Here is a 15815-nt window from a genome sequence, read left to right as displayed (position 1 = left end):
TACGGCTCCGATCCGCACACGATCTTGCCGAATGGCAAACTCCGTCCATGGACGACCGCACCCTCGACGCCGTCGGGCCGCGCCTCAAGCGGTTGCGCCAGCAGCGCGACCTGACCCTCACGGCCTTGTCCGCCGAGACTGGGATCTCCACCAGCACCCTCTCCCGCCTCGAGGTCGGGCTGCGGCGACCCACCCTCGAGCAGCTGCTCCCCCTGGCCCGGGCCCACGGCGTCACCCTCGACGAGCTCGTCGACGCGCCGCCGACCGGCAACCCACGCATCAACCTGCGCCCCCTCGCGGTCGGCGACGGGTCGACGGTCATCCCGCTCACCCGGCGGCCCGGTGGCATCCAGGCCTACAAGTTCGTCCTGCCCGCCGGGCGCGACGACGCCGAGCCGGAGCTGCGCACCCACGAGGGCCACGACTGGGTCTACGTACTCGACGGGACGCTGCGCCTCGTCCTGGGTGAGCACGACCTGGTGCTGGTCGCGGGCGAGGCGGCCGAGTTCGACACCAGGACGCCGCACTGGTTCGGCGCGACCGGCGCCGGGCCGGTCGAGTTCCTCAGCCTGATCGGCCGGCAGGGCGAGCGTGCGCACGTGCGGGCCGCCCCGGCCGGGCGCTCCGGGCTCAGTGGGTGAGCTTGAGCCCGACCACGCAGCCGACGAGGCCGACGATCAGCAGCACCTTCACCAGGCTGACGGACTCGGCGCCGGTCGCCATCCCGAAGCCCACGGTGAGGGCCGCACCGATCCCGACCCACACGGCGTACGCCGTCCCGATCGGCAGGGTGCGCATCGCGAACGCGAGCCCGCCCATGCTCAGCACCAGGCCCACGACGAACACCAGTGACGGGACGGGGCGGGTGAAGCCCTCGGAGCGTCCGAGCGCCACGGCCCAGACGGCCTCCAGCACCCCGGACACGATGAGCACGATCCACGCCATGACGACCTCCAGGAGGCCGTCTTGTCGCTGTCCGGGTACGGCTCCCTCGTCCGGCGAGCCGGGTCGGCTCGACGCCGATGCTACCCACGCGGCGCCTCTCCCGAGGAATAGCGACCCGCCGGCAGGGGTTGGCGCACCATGACCGACGAGCATGCTCGAGCGACCATCGGCCTCACCGGGCTGGCGACCATGGGGCGCAACCTGGCCCGCAACATCGCCCGCAACGGCCACACCATCGCGGTGCACAACCGCACGACCGCGCGCACGACCGCGCTCCTCGACGAGTTCGGCGACGAGGGCGACTTCGTGGCCAGCGAGTCGCTGGAGGACTTGGTGGGCGCCATCGCCCGACCACGCGCGATCGTCGTGATGGTCAAGGCCGGCGAGGCCACCGACGCCGTGATCGACGAGCTGCTGCCGCTGCTGGACGAGGACGACATCGTCGTGGACGCCGGCAACGCGCACTTCGTCGACACCGTCCGGCGCCAAGAGGCGCTGGCCGAGCACGGCCTGCACTTCGTCGGCATGGGTGTCTCCGGCGGCGAGGAGGGCGCCCTCCACGGCCCCTCGATCATGGTCGGCGGCTCGGAGCACGCCTACGAGCGCCTGCGCCCGGTGGTCGAGTCGATCGCTGCCGTCGTCGACGGCACCCCCTGCTGCGCCCACGTCGGCCCCGACGGTGCCGGTCACTTCGTGAAGATGGTGCACAACGGCATCGAGTACGCCGACATGCAGCTCATCGCCGAGTCCTACGACCTGCTGCGCTCGGTGCTCGGGCTCGAGCCCGCGCAGGTGGCCGACATCTTCGAGGAGTGGAACGGCGGCGACCTGGAGTCGTTCCTCATCGAGATGACCGCCGACGTCCTGCGCCACACCGACGCGGAGACGGGCGAGCCGTTCGTCGACGTCGTGCGCGACGCGGCCGAGCAGAAGGGCACCGGTCGCTGGACCGTGCAGAACGCCCTCGAGCTGGGCGTCCCGGTCACCGGCATCGCCGAGGCGACCTTCGCCCGGTCGCTGTCCGGCCACACCGAGCAGCGGGCGGCGGCCCGCGCGGTCTTCACCACCGACCCCGAGGCCCAGCGGGTCGAGGTCGACCGGGACGCGTTCGTCGACCAGGTCCGGGCGGCGCTCTACGCCTCCAAGGTGGTCGCCTACGCCCAGGGGTTCGACCAGATCGCGGCCGGCGCCGAGGCGCACGGCTGGGACATCGACCTCGGTGAGGTCGCCACGATCTGGCGCGGCGGCTGCATCATCCGGGCGCAGTTCCTCGACCGGATCAAGGAGGCGTACGCCGACGAGCCCGACCTGACGACGCTGCTCACCACGGCGTACTTCGCCAACGCCGTGAAGGACGGCGTGGACGCATGGCGCGAGGTCGTCGCGACGGCGGCACGCGGCGGCGTACCCACTCCCGCGTTCTCCTCGTCGCTGGCCTACTTCGACGGGCTGCGCCGCGACCGGCTGCCGGCGGCGCTCATCCAGGCGCTGCGCGACAACTTCGGGGCGCACACCTACGAGCGCGTCGACCGCGAGGGCACGTTCCACACCCGCTGGGCCGAGGACGGCCGGCCCGAGGAGACCAGCGGCTGAGCCGCCGGTGGTCCGTCAGCCGAACGTGATGACCTGGCGGATGGCGCGCCCCTCGGCCAGCTCGTCCATGCCGGCGTTGATCTCGTCGAGGGCGATGTGCGACGACACGAGGTGCTCGACGGGCAGGCGCCCGGCGCGCCACAGGTCGGCGAAGACGGGGATGTCCCGGCTGGGGACGGCCGAGCCGAGGTAGCTGCCGATGATGGTGCGCCCCTGGGCGACCAGGGCGAGCGGCGAGACCGTCGCCGTGTCGTCGGGCGCGGGCAGCCCGACGGTGACCGTGCGGCCGCCGGGCGCGGTCAGGTCGATCGCCGCCTCGAAGGCGCGGGCACGACCGACACACTCGATGACCACCTCGGCCTTCAAGCCCTGCTCCACCGCCTGGCCGGGGGTGAGCGCGTCGTGCGCCCCGAGGCGGCGGGCGGCCTCGAGCTTGTCCGGCAGGGTGTCGATGCCGACGACGCGTACGCCGTCCTGGGCCAGCGCGGTGAGCACCGCGGCCATGCCGACACCGCCGAGGCCGACCACGGCGACGGTCTGCCCCGGTGTCGGCCGGCCGGCGTTGAGGACCGCCCCGCCACCGGTGAGGACAGCACAGCCGAGGACCGCGGCCACCTCCGCGGGCACGTCGTCGTCGACCGGCACGACCGAGGTCTCGTGGACCACCGCGTGATCGGCGAAGCCGGAGACCCCGAGGTGGTGGAAGACGTCCGCGCCGTCGCGGTGCAGGCGCTGCGCGCCGCCGATGAGGTGGCCGGCGTTGTTGGCGGCACTTCCCGGGATGCAGGGCGCGAGCCCGTCGGTGGCGCACGAGCTGCACTCGCCGCAGCGTGGCAGGAACGTCATGACCACGCGCTGCCCCACCGCGACCGTCGTACCGGGCCCTGCCTCGACGACCCGGCCCGCCGCCTCGTGGCCCAGCAGCATGGGCACCGGCCGGACCCGGTTGCCGTCGACGACCGACAGGTCGGAGTGGCAGAGGCCCGCGGCCTCGACCTGCACCAGCAGCTCGCCGGGCCCTGGCGGGTCCAGCTCGAGCTCACCGATGGTGATCGGACGGGAGTCGGCGTAGGGGCGCGGGGCGCCGATCGACTCGAGGACGGCACCACGGATCAGCATGTGCCTACTGTGCCGCACCCCTCCCGGGGAGGGACCCGTCAGTCCAGCACGATCAGCGGGTCGCCCTCCTGGACGACGTCACCGGCGGTGACCCTGATGGCGGTGACGGTGCCTGCGCGCTCGGCGAGGACGGGGATCTCCATCTTCATCGACTCGAGGAGGATGACGGTGTCGCCCTGGGCGATGGTGTCGCCGACCTCGCAGGACACCACAAGGACGTTGGCCACCATCTCGGCGAGGATCTCGGTGGACTGGGAGCGGGCCATGGAGGCGACGCTAGCCGTTACTGGGGCGTAGTCAGAGTTCCGCGAGCCGCGACGGCTCGGGACGGTGCGCCTCCGCCTCTTCCGCGCGACGCCCGCGGCGGCCGCGCGGACCGGTCAACGCCAGGTCCGTGCGCACCACGAGGTAGCCGAGCAGCAGGCCCGGGACGAGCGAGTACGCCGCCTGCAGGCCGGCCTCGAGGAAGCTGCCGTCCGGGTCGAGCAGCCCCTGCGCCAGCGGGATCGTGGCCGTCACCCCGAAGGCACAGACCCACCAGCCCTGGCGGCGCCGGGCGCGCATGTGGGTGCCCCAGACCAGCGCCGGGATGCCGAGCAGCACCACGAGCGGACGCGGGAAGGCCCCGATCCGCTCGGTGGTCCAGTCGACGAACTCGAGCACGGACTGCACGACCGACCCCGCGCCGTACCTCCGCAGGAGCTCGGCGTAGGCGAGGGTGAGGACCAGGAGGACGGCGCCGACGAGGACCGCGACCAGGCCGCGGCGACCGAGGCCGTGGAGACCCGCGCCGAGGCGGTAGACGAGACCGAAGACGAGCACCAGCCCCAGCAGCAGCGACGCGTAGTCGAAGCGTGGGACCGTGACCGTCGGCTCGAGGCCGACGGCCGCGAGGGCCGTGATGCCGGAGAGCACGGTGGCGATGAGGACCTCGCGGCACGCGCGCAGGTAGGTGGCGGCCGGGACGGTCAGCATCACCGCGAGCACGCCGCCGGTGACGACGGTGAGGACGGCGGCACCGGTGCGCAGCATCGGGGTGTCGACCACGACCGCCGAGCTCCCGATCGCGAGCGCCAGCACCGCGGTCACCCAGGGACGGCCGCCGGTCCGCACCGCGAGCGCCCACGCCAGCACCGTGGCCACCGCGACGGCGCCGACGCCGTCGAGCCACGACGGCCCCACGCCCAGCGCGGCGGCGACCAGCGCGGCCACGCCGGCGACGAGCACCACGGCGGCCGTCAGCCACAGCAGCGCCTGGACCCGCGGGGAGACGCCGAGTCCGGACTCGGGTGGCGGGGTCAGCTCGGCCTCGGTCGGCGCGGTCGCGGTCGACTCGGTCCCGGTCTCCTCGGCCTCGGTCGGCGTGGACCTGGTCGACTCGCCCTCGGTCGGTGGGGTCCCGGTCGGCGCGGGACCCGGCTCGTCCGAGGCAGGCCGGTCCGGCGGGGAGACCGTCCCGGACCCCGTGGGGTGCGCGGCCTCCGCCTCGGGGTGCGACGACCGACCACGCCGCCACCGTGACGGCGGCTTGTCGGCGATGCGGCGGCCCTTGGCGGGGCCCCGAGAGGGGGAGGACACGGCCCGAAGGCTACAGGCGGCCGGGGCGTGGGACGCCGCTGGGAGACTGTGGCCATGGGACCGGACGGGACGGCGGCGGGCTTCAGCGGGATCGTGCTCGCGGGCGGTACGGCGGCGCGCATGGACGGCGTCGACAAGGCCGGCCTCGAGCTCGGGGGGCGCACCCTGCTGGAGTGGACCATCGATGCCTTCCTCGACGCCGACGAGGTCGTCGTGGTCGGTCCCCGGTCGGTGCCGACCACGCGTCCGGTGACCTTCACCCGGGAGGACCCGCCGAAGGGCGGGCCCGTGGCCGGCCTCCTCACCGGTGTCGACGCGCTCCTCCGCACCCCGGCCGTCGTCGGCGTGCTGGCCGTCGACATGCCGCACGTGACGGCGTACACGCTGCGTCGGCTGCGGGAGGCGGCCACCGGTCACGACGGTGCCTTCCTCGTCGATGCCGACGGACGCCGGCAGCTGGCCGGGGTGGTGTCGGCCCCCCGTCTGGCCGCCGTGCGCCCCGACCCGGAGCGGCAGCACGGCATGTCCCTGCGGGCGCTGCTCGCGGACCTCGACCTCGCGTCCGTGCCGGCCGACGGCACCGAGGCGCGCGACGTGGACACCTGGGCGGACTGGCGCGACCTGCAGGACTAGGCCGCCACCGGAGAGGCACTTGCACGCCCGATCCCTGCGGGTGGAGATTGAGCGTGTGAACCTCCACGACTGGATCGATGAGCTGTGCGACGTGCTCGACGTCGAGACCGAGGTCGACGAGGGCCTGATCCTCGACCTGGCACGCGCAGCGGCCAAGAACGTGCAGAAGACGTCGGCGCCCATCACGGCCTACCTCCTCGGCGTGGCGGTGGGCTCCCGGGACGCCGACCCCGAGGAGACGGAGCGGTTGGCGGCGCTCGCCCAGGGCCTGGCCGAGCGCTGGGAGCGGCCGGCCGGGGCGCCCGACCCCGACGACATCGACGACGAGGTCCCCGACGACTCCGGGGTCGACCACACCGGCGAGGACTTCGAGGAGGAGTAGCCCCGACTCCCCGCTCGACGGGCCGGCCTCGATGGGCTGGCATGGTGGACCCATGCGAGCCGTGATCGCCTCCGGTACCGGAGGTCCCGAGGTCCTGTCCGTGGGCGAGGTGCCCGACCCGACGCCGGGTCCCGGCGAGGTGTTGGTGGCGGTGGCCGCCACGGCGGTCAACCGGGCCGACACGTTGCAGCGGCAGGGCTTCTACCCGCCGCCGCCCGGCGCCTCGGACGTCATCGGCCTCGAGTGCAGCGGCACGATCTCCGCGCTCGGCGACGACGTGGAGGGGTGGGCGGTCGGCGACCAGGTCTGCGCGCTGCTCGCGGGCGGCGGCTACGCGTCGTACGTCGCGGTGCCGGCCGGGCAGCTGATGCCCGTGCCGGCGGGGGTCTCCCTCGTGGAGGCAGCGGCGCTCCCCGAGGTCGCGTGCACGGTGTGGTCCAACGTCTTCATGGTCGCCGGCCTGCAGCCCGGTGAGCGGTTCCTGGTGCACGGCGGCTCCGGCGGCATCGGCACCATGGCGATCCAGCTCGCGACCGCGCTGTCCGCCAAGGTCTTCGCCACCGCCGGCAGCGCGGAGAAGCTCGCGGCCTGTGCGGAGCTGGGGGCAGACGTGACGATCAACTACCGCGACGAGGACTTCGTCGACGTGCTGAAGGCCGACGGCGGTGCGGACGTGATCCTGGACAACATGGGCGCGAAGTACCTCGGCCGCAACGTCGACGCACTCGCCACCGAGGGCCGGCTCGTCATCATCGGGATGCAGGGCGGCTCGAAGGGCGAGCTCGACATCAACGCCCTGCTGCGCAAGCGCGGCGCCGTGATCGCCACCTCGCTGCGCTCCCGCCCGGCCGACGACAAGGCCGCCATCTGCGCGTCGGTGGTGGAGAACGTGTGGCCGCTCGTCGCCGACGGCACCGTGCGGCCGATCGTGCACACGACGATGCCGCTCGAGGACGTCGCCGCCGCGCACGCGCTGATGGAGTCCAGCGACCACATCGGGAAGATCGTCCTGACGCTCTGACGCCGGTCGCGACCCCGTGCCGGTGTCTTTCCTGCGCAGGTGCGCAGCTCTGACGGCCGTGCCCGGGTCCTTCCCTGCGCAGGTGCGCAGGGAACGCGGCGCGATGCCTCCCCAGAGCTGCGCACCCGCGCAACCCACTCCCCGGGAGGCCCATCGCCCCGCGGCTAGGGTGGCTGGCATGAGTGAGCAGCAGCAGCCCGGCCACGACGGCACGGTCCCCGACCACAGCGACGAGGAGCAGGTCGTGGTCGTCGGGCCCGACGGGCGCCCGGTCGGGACCATCCCGGTGAGTGCTCTGCCCACGCTCGACGAGCACCGCGACGCCGAGGACGACGCCGGCGAGGGCGCGCGACACATCACCGAGCTGGTCGAACAGCCGGCCAAGGTGATGCGGATCGGCTCGATGATCCGACAGCTCCTCGAGGAGGTGAAGGCCGCTCCCCTCGACGAGGCCAGCCGCAACCGCCTCAAGGACATCCACCAGGCGTCCATCAAGGAGCTCGAGGCCGGGTTGGCGCCCGAGCTGGTCGAGGAGCTGGAGCGTCTGACGCTCCCCTTCACCGAGGAGGGCACGCCCTCGGAGGGCGAGCTGCGGATCGCGCAGGCGCAGCTGGTGGGCTGGCTCGAAGGGCTCTTCCACGGCATCCAGACCGCGATCTACGCCCAGCAGATGGCGGCCCGCAGCCAGCTCGAGCAGATGCGCAAGGCCCTCCCGCCCGGCATGCACGCCGAGGGCCACGGCCCGTCGCAGCCGCAGGGCATGCCGACGATGCCGACGGGCGAGCCCCAGGCGCCGGGCGAGTCCGGCGGGATGTACCTCTGAGGGACGGCTACCGGTCGTCGGTCGTGCGACGTCGCGACCACCAGGCACGGAACGCCCGGAACGCGACGAACCCCATGAGGGTCAGCCCGATCACGCCGAAGACCAGGCGGCCCGTCCGCCACTGGTCGTAGGTCAGCCCGACGCTGTCGGCCTCGGTGTACCCGGGAGACGGCTCCATCCCCTCTCCGAGCGCCTGGACGACCTGCCGGTAACCCTCGTCGGTCGACACGGCCGAGGTGCACAGGCTGCTGCGGACCTCGTCGCGCTCGAGGTTGCCGAAGACCAGCACCTGCGCACCCAGCGGCCACTCGAAGACACAGGTCCCGTCGATGTCGTTGACGACGTCGACCCGACGGGTCACGTCGCCCTTGAAGACCTCGTCGACCCGGACCGTCTGCACGGCACCGTCCGAGCGGCTGTCCTCCACCTCGCCGGTGAAGACGAGGTCGCTGCCGTCGGCGAGGTCGGCGGACAGCTCCGCGCACGTGCACGCCGTGGCAGGGCCGGCCGTGAGGACCAGCGAACCGGCCAGCACGGAGACCACCATCAGTGCCCCGACCAGCGCCCGGAAGGCGGGCGTCACGCCCGGCGACCCAGCCGCCCGACGACGACGAGCCCGAGCAGTCCGACGAGGGCCAGCGCGCCGCCGGGAGCGGCGAGCCGCGCGAGCGAGGCGGGCGGGGAGTCCTCGACCAGGGTGCGGGTCGCGGTCGGCGGCGGAGGCGGCTGGACGGCCTGCCCGGTGCCGAGGATGCCCTCGATCTGGGCGACCCGGTCCGGGTCGAGGCGGCCGGTCCCGTCGCAGCTGTTGGCGACGTACGGCGGGGCGTCACCGCGCACGATGAAGAGGAGGTCGGTGCCGACCTCGGGCTCGCCGATGCCGCACGCGGTCGACTGGGTGGCCGTCGTGACGGTCGTGCTGCGCTCCACCGTGCCCTTGTAGGCGCGGGTCGCGGTGACGGCCATCTCGAGCTGCTGGTCGCCGCGGGTGACCCCGTCGACGGTGCCGATGAAGACGGCGTCCGCCCGGGAGGTCTGCCGCTCGGCGTCGGCGGGCTGGCAGGTGCACGCGGCGGCGGCCGGTGCCTGCACCGCGAGGACGAGACCGCCGACCACGAACACGCAGGCCAGCAGGGCGCGCAGCACCCGGGGCAGCGCGGACGGGAGGCGGATGGACATGCGCGTCACCCTACCGAGAGGCCGAACACCCGATCGAGCACGGTGGCGACGCCGTCGTCGTCGTTGTGGGGGGCCGTGTGGTCGGCCAGCTCGATGACCGAGGGGTGCGCGTTGGCCATGGCGTACGACGTCCCGGCCCACTCGAGCAGGGGCAGGTCGTTGGGCATGTCCCCGAAGGCGATCACGTCCTGGGGCCCGGCCCCGAGCTCGGCCGCCAGGCTCGCGAGGGTGGTCGCCTTGGTGACCCCGGCCGCACTGATCTCGACCAGGGTGCCGACCGACGACCAGGTGGGGACGACCCGCGCGCCGACGACCTCCTCGACGCGCCGCCAGTAGTCCTCGGGGCCGATCTCCTCGTGGCGGGCCAGCAGCTTGACCACCGTGTCGTCGGCGATCTCCTTCAGCGTGCCGGACGGCACGTCGGGCGCCGCGTTGACCTTGAGCCGTGGCATGAAGTCGTGCTCGCGGGCGAAGCCGGTGGTCTTCTCGAGGGCGAAGGTCGACCCCGGGATCGCGCTGCGGATCGCGGCCCCGACGTCGAGGAGGACGTCGGTCGGGATGGTGCGGGCCGTGCGGACCGCACGCTGCGCGACGTCGTACACGATGCCGCCGTTGCTGCAGATCGCGAGGCCGTGGCCGCCGACCTCCTCCCACAGCGCCTCCATCCAGCGGATGGGGCGACCCGTGGTGAAGACGACGGGCACGCCGAGGTCGTCGAGGGCGGCGAGGACGGCGCGGGTGCGCTCAGTCACGGTGCCGTCGGTGTGGAGCAGCGTGCCGTCGAGGTCGGTGGCGACCAGGAGGGGTTTCGAGGCTCGCTCCGCTCGCACCTCAACCACCGAGAACCTCCGCTCGCACCTCAACCACCGGGAGGGAACCAGCGGCCGATCTCCACCGCGGCCCCGTCGTCGTAGACCGTGTCGGTGACGTCGTCGGCGACGTCGCGGACCGCCTCGACGGACTGGCCCATGGCGACGCCGCGGCCGGCCCAGCGGAGCATCTCGATGTCGTTGCGGCCGTCGCCGATGGCGAGCACGTCACGCGCGTCGATGCCGAGCTCGTCGGCCACGTGCTGGAGCCCGGACGCCTTGTGGACGCCCTGCGCGGAGAGGTCGAGCCAGGCCGTCCATCCGACGACGTAGCCGATGGAGTGCAGGCCGAGGGTGTCAGCCAGCTTGACGAAGTCGTCGGCGCTGGCGTTGGGGTCGCGGATGATCACCCGGCTGACCGGGTGACCGACGATGTCGTCGAGGTCGGTGAGGATCATCTCGCCGGAGAGCTCGCCCTCGGGGAAGTGCCGGTTGACCCGATAGCCGACGCCACGCTCCTCGACCGCGACCAGCGCGTCGGGGTGGAGCTCCAGCACGGCGGCGACCGCCGGGGCGGCGTCGAAGGTCTCCTCGTGGACGACGTCCACGGGCGGATAGCGGAAGACCACGGCCCCGTTGGAGGCCACGATCCACAGCGGGTCCTGGTCACCCTCGTGGATGTCGAGGAGGTCGGCGATCCGGGTCATGCCGTGCGGCGAGCGGCCGCTGGCCAGCACGATGTGGGCGCCGGCCGCCCGGGCGCGCTGGACCGCGTCGTACACCGCGGGCGCGATCTGCTCGTAGGTCTGCCCGGACCCCTCGACCCAGGCGAGCAGCGTGCCGTCGATGTCGAGCGCGACCAGCTGCGGCTGCCACTGCGTCACCCGATCGGCTCCATGACCTCGAGGCCGCCGAGGTAGGGCCGCAGCGCCTCGGGCACCGTGACCGACCCGTCGGCGTTCTGGTGGGTCTCGAGGATCGCGACGATGGTGCGGGTGATGGCGGTGAGCGTGCCGTTGAGGGTGGCGACCGGCTTGATGTCGCCGTCGACGCGCTGGCGGGTGTCGAGGCGCCGGGTCTGGAAGTCGGTGCAGTTGGACGTCGAGGTCAGCTCGCGGAACTTGCCCTGGGTGGGGATCCACACCTCGCAGTCGAACTTGCGGATCGCCGACAGCCCGAGGTCCCCGGCGGCGACGTCGATCACGCGGTAGGCGAGCCCCAGCTTGTCGAGGAACTCCTTCTCCCACGCGAGCAGCCGCTCGTGCTCGGCGTACGACTCCTCGAGCGTCGTGTAGACGAACATCTCGACCTTGTCGAACCAGTGGACGCGGATGATCCCCTTGGTGTCCTTGCCGTGCGAGCCGGCCTCCTTGCGGAAGCACGGGCTGAACGCGGCGTACCGCAGCGGCAGCGATGCGCCGTCGAGGATCTCGTCGGAGTGGTAGGCCGCCATGGCGACCTCGCTGGTACCGACGAGGTACATGTCCTCGCCCTCGATGCGGTAGACGTCGTCCGCCGCCTGGCCGAGGAAGCCGGTGCCCTCCATGGCGCGCGGCTTGACCAGCGACGGGGCGATCACCTGGGTGAAGCCGGCCTCGCGGGCCTGGTCCATCGCCATGCTGACCAGCGCGAGCTCGAGGCGGGCGCCGATGCCGGTGAGGAAGTAGAAGCGCGAGCCGGACACCTTGGCGCCGCGCTCGAGGTCGATGGCGCCGAGGATCCTGCCGAGCTCGATGTGGTCGCGCGGCTCGAAGTCGAACTCGCGCGGCGTGCCGACGTGCTCGAGGGTCGCGAAGTTGTCCTCGCCCCCGGCCGGGGCCTCGTCGGCCGCGACGTTGGGGATCGAGCGCAGCGCCTCGTCCCACTCCTGCTCGGCAGCCGTCTGGGCGGCCTCGAGCTCCTTGACGGCGGTCGCGACGTCCTTGACCCGGGCGAGCAGCGCCTGCTTGTCGTCCCCCTGCGCCTGGGCGACCTGCTTGCCCATCGCCTTCTGCTCGGCCCGCTTCTGCTCGTATGCCGTGATCGCGCTGCGACGGGCCTCGTCGGCGGACAGGGCCCGGTCGACCACGTCGGCGGAGAGTCCGCGCTTGGCCTGGGCGGCACGCACGCGGTCGGGGTCGTCTCGGAGCAGTCGGGGATCAATCACGGTGCAAGGCTATCGGCTGGTCCCCTGCATACTGGCGTCCGTGCTCGACCGTCCCCGCCACGTGCCCCTGCTCTGGTCAGCCGGCTTCTTCGCCGCCTTCGCCGTCCTCGCGTGGATGGTGGCCCAGCAGGACCGCTCCCCCCTCGACGCCCTCGACACCTGGGGCCGCGACGCGGAGGACTGGGCCGACGACCACGAGCACCTGCTGACCTTCCTCAGCCTCGTCGAGCACGCCTTCAGCACCATCGGCATGACCGTCCTGACGGTGCTGCTCGCCGGCGCACTGCTCTACAGCAAGCACCGCCGGGCCGCGCTGTTCACCGTGCTGGTCATGGTCACGACGTCGCTCATCACCACGGTGGTCAAGCTCAACCTCGCCCGCTCCCGCCCGGAGTGGCAGGCGTCGGCGGACTTCCTGGAGACCAAGTCGTTCCCGTCGGGCCACGCCTCCTCGGTGACCGCGTTCGCCGCGGTCCTCGCCGTGCTCGCCCTGATGCTCGTCCGCCGCTCGGGCCTGCGGCGCTGGGCGTACGCCGGGTGCGTGCTGCTCGTCGTCGTCACCTGGGCCGACCGGGTGATGCTCGGGCGGCACTACCCGACCGACGTGGTCGGTGGCTCGCTGCTCGGGATCGCCGTGACCCTGTTGTTCATCGCGGTGTTCAACCCGCTCCCGCGCGGCCACGCCGTCAAGGAGGAGCCGCTCCCCGAGGTCTTCGTCAGCGAGCGCCGACTCGCCGTGATCCTCAACCCGATCAAGGTCGAGGACGCCGGAGCCTTCCGCGCGATGGTCGACGCGATGGCCGCCGAGTCGGGCTGGTCGGAGCCGACCTGGCACTACACCACCATCGAGGACCCGGGCACCGGCATGGCCGAGAAGGCCGCGGTGGACGGCACCGACCTGGTGCTGGTCTGCGGCGGCGACGGCACCGTCCGCGAGGTGTGCGCCGAGCTCGCCGGCACCGGCATCCCGGTCGGCATCGTCCCGGCCGGCACCGGCAACCTGCTGGCCCGCAACCTCGACATCCCCCTCTACATCCGCTCCGCGATCGACGTCGCCCTCAACGGCCAGGACCGGGCCATCGACCTGGTGGACGTCAGCGGCGACGGGATCGAGGACACCCACTTCATGGTGATGGCCGGGATGGGCTTCGACGCCGCGCTGATGGAGGGCGTCAACGACGACATCAAGGCCCGGGTCGGGTGGCTCGCCTACGTGGTCTCCGGGTTGCGGTCGCTGATGTTCCCGGCCGTCAAGGTCGAGATCCAGATCGACGACGAGGAGCCCACCGTCCACCGCGCCCGCACCGTGGTGGTCGGCAACGTCGGGCACCTCCAGGCGGGGATGCCCCTGCTGCCGGACGCGTCGATCGACGACGGCCTGCTGGACGTGGTGATCCTGCACCCGCAGCGGTTCCTGTCCTGGATCCCGCTCGCGGTGCGCGTGCTGTCCCGGGCGACCAAGACCGACGAGCTGATCAACCGGATGACCGGCCAGCGGGTGGTACTCCGGGCCTCCTCCGACATCCCCCGCCAGCTCGACGGCGACTCCATCGGCGCCGGCCGCGAGCTGCGGATGTCGTGCGTCCACGGGCGGCTGCTGGTGCGCGTCCCCCGCTGACGTCGCCGCCGCCCGTCGGGGTAGTACCGGACGTTCGCGCGGCACCCGTCGGCGTGTCGCCACCCAAAGGTCCGGTACTACCCGGCGGGGCAGCCGGCGGAGGGTCACCTCCGCTCGTGCGCGGCGTCAGGGGCAGGTGTTCGTCACGTACCGGGCGAACGACTTCTCCTCGTCGTTCTCCCAGTCCCCCTCCTCCCAGTTGAAGCTCCCTTCCTCGACGTCGCCCGCCTCCAACTCCTCGAGACGGGTGATGAGCTTCTCGAAGCCCGCTCGGGCGTCCGCGGACATGTTGTCCGGAGTCCCGACGCGCGCCAGCTCTGCTGCCCAGTCGTGGACCAGGAGAGCGAGCTCGTCGTCGGAGGGGAGGCCGCTGGCGAAGAAGCGGTCCGTGCCCTCCGCCACCATCCAGGTCTTGGCCGCGCAGAAGTCCTCGATCGACGCGTCCCTCGGAGCGTCTGCCCCTGGACCGCTGCAACCGGCCAGCAGCACCGCGCAGGCGACGACCTGCACCCACCGCGTTGACATCATCGGTCCCCCTCGTGCTTGACCGACGGCAGCGTCTCACGCCTGGGGGAGACCGTCAGGCGAACCGGACGAGGCGCGCGGAGGTCAGCCCCGGGCGTGCGAGATGGCTTCGTCCTCCTCCGGCGAGAGCTGCTGCTCGCAGGTCCAGCCGGTGATGTTCTTGGCGTAGGTGCGCGCCTCGCTACGCCCGTGGATCGAGGTCAGCACGACACCGTGGCCGGCGTCGTCGAGCAGGGCCAGGCTCCAGCTGAGGTGCCCACCGACGTCACCGAACGCGTCGTACCGGACCACCGAGAGGTGCCGCAGCGCGTCGCCGGCCTCCAGCTTGAGCGCCGCGACCTCCTGCCGCAGCCCGTGGACGTCCTCGGGCAGGGCGTCGGCCTGCGGTCGGGCGCCCGCGGACGACGTACGACGCAGCGCGACGACGGCGAGCACCAGGGCGGCGAGGGCGAGCACGAGGGCGGCTGAGGCGAGGATCCACACGGGGCCGACCCTATGGCGGTCGCTGAGACGAGCCGGTCGCGACACGGTGACGCGTGCCAGACTCCGAGCCGTGACGTCCAGCGCCTCCCCAGCGACTCCGAGCCCGGGCGCCCGGCGCATCGCCTACCAGGGCGAGCCGGGGGCCAACTCCCACCTGGTCTGCCAGCAGGCCTACCCCGACTGGGAGGCGGTGCCGTGCGCGTCGTTCGAGGACGCCTTCGCGGCCGTGGAGGGCGGGGACGCCGACCTGGCGATGATCCCGATCGACAACTCGATCGCCGGCCGGGTGGCCGACATCCACCACTTCCTGCCGACCAGCAGCCTGCACATCGTGGGCGAGCGGTTCCTGCGCATCCAGTTCTCCCTGATGGCGACCCCGGGTGCCGACGTGACGGGGCTGCGGACGGTGCACAGCCACGTGCACGCCCTGGGCCAGTGCCGCGGCGTGATCCGCGAGCTCGGGCTGACCCCGATCGTCTCCGGCGACACGGCGGGCGCGGCCCGCGAGGTGGCCGAGGCCGCCGACCCGACGCAGGCCGCGATCGCGCCGCCGCTGGCCGCGGAGATCTACGGCCTCGAGGTCCTGCGGGACGAGATCGAGGACGAGGACCACAACACGACGCGCTTCATCGTGCTGTCCCGCGACTACGACGAGGCACCGCGCGGCAACGGGCCGATCGTCACGACGTTCATCTTCAACGTCCGCAACCTGCCGGCCGCGCTCTACAAGGCACTGGGCGGCTTCGCCACCAACGGCGTCAACATGACCAAGCTGGAGAGCTACATGGTCGGCGGGCACTTCACCGCCACCCAGTTCCTCGCCGAGGTCGACGGGCACCCCGACGACCCGCCGGTGCGCAACGCCCTCGAGGAGCTGACGTTCTTCACCACCGAGGTCAAGGTGCTCGGCGTCTACCCCGCCGACGCGTTCCGGGCCGAGTAGGGACATGGCCTAGCGTTG

General features: G+C 72.7%; 19 protein-coding genes and 1 riboswitch. Of the genes, 8 read left to right on the top strand and 11 right to left on the bottom strand.

Going from position 1 to position 15815, the window contains the following annotated elements; all coding sequences use genetic code 11:
* The first annotated feature begins 47 nt into the window (after positions 1–47).
* On the top strand, positions 48–641 hold the full coding sequence (locus tag ASG88_RS14325) for a helix-turn-helix domain-containing protein (RefSeq protein WP_056888103.1): 594 nt from the start codon (positions 48–50) through the stop codon (positions 639–641).
* Here ASG88_RS14325 and ASG88_RS14320 read toward each other — a convergent pair.
* Positions 631–945, bottom strand: coding sequence for a DMT family transporter (locus ASG88_RS14320; RefSeq protein WP_056888102.1), 315 nt, complete (start codon positions 943–945; stop codon positions 631–633). The two genes, ASG88_RS14325 and ASG88_RS14320, sit on opposite strands and share 11 nt — an antisense overlap.
* A gap of 10 nt (positions 946–955) precedes the next feature.
* A riboswitch (guanidine-III (ykkC-III) riboswitch) is annotated at positions 956–1020 on the bottom strand.
* A gap of 63 nt (positions 1021–1083) precedes the next feature.
* On the opposite strand from ASG88_RS14320, the gene gndA reads away from it, so the two are divergent.
* Entirely contained in the window at positions 1084–2538 is a 1455-nt protein-coding gene (gndA, locus tag ASG88_RS14315) for an NADP-dependent phosphogluconate dehydrogenase (RefSeq protein WP_056888101.1), read from the top strand.
* 15 nt (positions 2539–2553) lie between these two features.
* Here the strand turns inward: gndA and ASG88_RS14310 are convergent, their stop codons facing one another.
* The 3 genes from ASG88_RS14310 to ASG88_RS14300 are packed head-to-tail and all read right to left on the bottom strand — an operon-like array spanning position 2554 to position 5235.
* Positions 2554–3657 (bottom strand): alcohol dehydrogenase catalytic domain-containing protein, encoded by a 1104-nt coding sequence (locus tag ASG88_RS14310; RefSeq protein WP_056888100.1) that lies wholly within the window; start codon positions 3655–3657, stop codon positions 2554–2556.
* A gap of 38 nt (positions 3658–3695) precedes the next feature.
* The gene (locus tag ASG88_RS14305; RefSeq protein ID WP_056888099.1) at positions 3696–3923 is read right to left on the bottom strand and encodes a biotin/lipoyl-binding carrier protein; all 228 of its coding nucleotides are present in this window, start codon (positions 3921–3923) and stop codon (positions 3696–3698) included.
* Positions 3924–3954: 31 nt separating this feature from the next.
* On the bottom strand, positions 3955–5235 hold the full coding sequence (locus tag ASG88_RS14300; protein WP_082600448.1) for a hypothetical protein: 1281 nt from the start codon (positions 5233–5235) through the stop codon (positions 3955–3957).
* A gap of 54 nt (positions 5236–5289) precedes the next feature.
* On the opposite strand from ASG88_RS14300, the gene ASG88_RS14295 reads away from it, so the two are divergent.
* The 4 genes from ASG88_RS14295 (at position 5290) to ASG88_RS14280 (ending at position 8094) form a co-directional block, all read left to right on the top strand.
* The gene (locus tag ASG88_RS14295; RefSeq protein WP_056888287.1) at positions 5290–5868 is read left to right on the top strand and encodes a molybdenum cofactor guanylyltransferase; all 579 of its coding nucleotides are present in this window, start codon (positions 5290–5292) and stop codon (positions 5866–5868) included.
* A gap of 55 nt (positions 5869–5923) precedes the next feature.
* Entirely contained in the window at positions 5924–6250 is a 327-nt protein-coding gene (locus ASG88_RS14290) for a DUF6457 domain-containing protein (RefSeq protein WP_056888098.1), read from the top strand.
* Between the two features lie 52 nt (positions 6251–6302).
* Positions 6303–7271: an NAD(P)H-quinone oxidoreductase gene (locus ASG88_RS14285; RefSeq protein ID WP_056888097.1), complete on the top strand. Its 969-nt coding sequence runs from the start codon at positions 6303–6305 to the stop codon at positions 7269–7271.
* 178 nt (positions 7272–7449) lie between these two features.
* Complete coding sequence (locus ASG88_RS14280; protein ID WP_056888096.1) at positions 7450–8094, top strand: bacterial proteasome activator family protein; 645 nt, start codon at positions 7450–7452, stop codon at positions 8092–8094.
* A 7-nt stretch (positions 8095–8101) separates the two neighbouring features.
* Here the strand turns inward: ASG88_RS14280 and ASG88_RS14275 are convergent, their stop codons facing one another.
* Genes ASG88_RS14275 through serS form a run of 5 tightly spaced genes read right to left on the bottom strand, consistent with a single transcriptional unit; the run spans position 8102 to position 12228 of the window.
* Entirely contained in the window at positions 8102–8677 is a 576-nt protein-coding gene (locus ASG88_RS14275; RefSeq protein ID WP_056888095.1) for a hypothetical protein, read from the bottom strand.
* A complete protein-coding gene (locus tag ASG88_RS14270; protein ID WP_056888094.1) occupies positions 8674–9273 on the bottom strand; it encodes a hypothetical protein in 600 nt (199 codons plus the stop codon). The genes ASG88_RS14275 and ASG88_RS14270 overlap by 4 nt, the downstream gene beginning before the upstream one ends.
* Positions 9274–9278: 5 nt before the next feature.
* Positions 9279–10112 carry an HAD family hydrolase gene (locus ASG88_RS14265; RefSeq protein ID WP_235534858.1) on the bottom strand — a complete coding sequence of 278 codons (834 nt, stop codon included), beginning with the start codon at positions 10110–10112 and terminating at the stop codon, positions 9279–9281.
* A gap of 20 nt (positions 10113–10132) precedes the next feature.
* A complete protein-coding gene (locus tag ASG88_RS14260) occupies positions 10133–10966 on the bottom strand; it encodes an HAD family hydrolase (protein ID WP_056888092.1) in 834 nt (277 codons plus the stop codon).
* Complete coding sequence (gene serS / locus ASG88_RS14255; RefSeq protein WP_082600446.1) at positions 10963–12228, bottom strand: serine--tRNA ligase; 1266 nt, start codon at positions 12226–12228, stop codon at positions 10963–10965. Before serS ends, ASG88_RS14260 begins: the two co-directional genes overlap by 4 nt.
* A gap of 40 nt (positions 12229–12268) precedes the next feature.
* Between serS and ASG88_RS14250 the strand changes: the two genes are divergently transcribed.
* Positions 12269–13846 (top strand): YegS/Rv2252/BmrU family lipid kinase, encoded by a 1578-nt coding sequence (locus ASG88_RS14250; protein WP_056888090.1) that lies wholly within the window; start codon positions 12269–12271, stop codon positions 13844–13846.
* A 126-nt stretch (positions 13847–13972) separates the two neighbouring features.
* Here ASG88_RS14250 and ASG88_RS14245 read toward each other — a convergent pair whose 3' ends face one another.
* Both ASG88_RS14245 and ASG88_RS14240 read right to left on the bottom strand, forming a co-directional pair.
* A complete protein-coding gene (locus ASG88_RS14245; RefSeq protein WP_056888089.1) occupies positions 13973–14374 on the bottom strand; it encodes a hypothetical protein in 402 nt (133 codons plus the stop codon).
* Between the two features lie 81 nt (positions 14375–14455).
* Complete coding sequence (locus tag ASG88_RS14240; protein WP_235534857.1) at positions 14456–14854, bottom strand: DUF4446 family protein; 399 nt, start codon at positions 14852–14854, stop codon at positions 14456–14458.
* A gap of 70 nt (positions 14855–14924) precedes the next feature.
* Between ASG88_RS14240 and ASG88_RS14235 the strand changes: the two genes are divergently transcribed.
* Positions 14925–15797, top strand: coding sequence for a prephenate dehydratase (locus tag ASG88_RS14235; protein ID WP_056888088.1), 873 nt, complete (start codon positions 14925–14927; stop codon positions 15795–15797).
* Positions 15798–15815 lie beyond the last annotated feature (18 nt).

Origin of the sequence: Nocardioides sp. Soil777 (assembly GCF_001428425.1) — a bacterium.
In the GTDB taxonomy this organism is placed as follows: Bacteria; Actinomycetota; Actinomycetes; order Propionibacteriales; family Nocardioidaceae; genus Nocardioides; species Nocardioides terrigena.
This window is presented reverse-complemented; position numbering and strand designations above follow the sequence as displayed.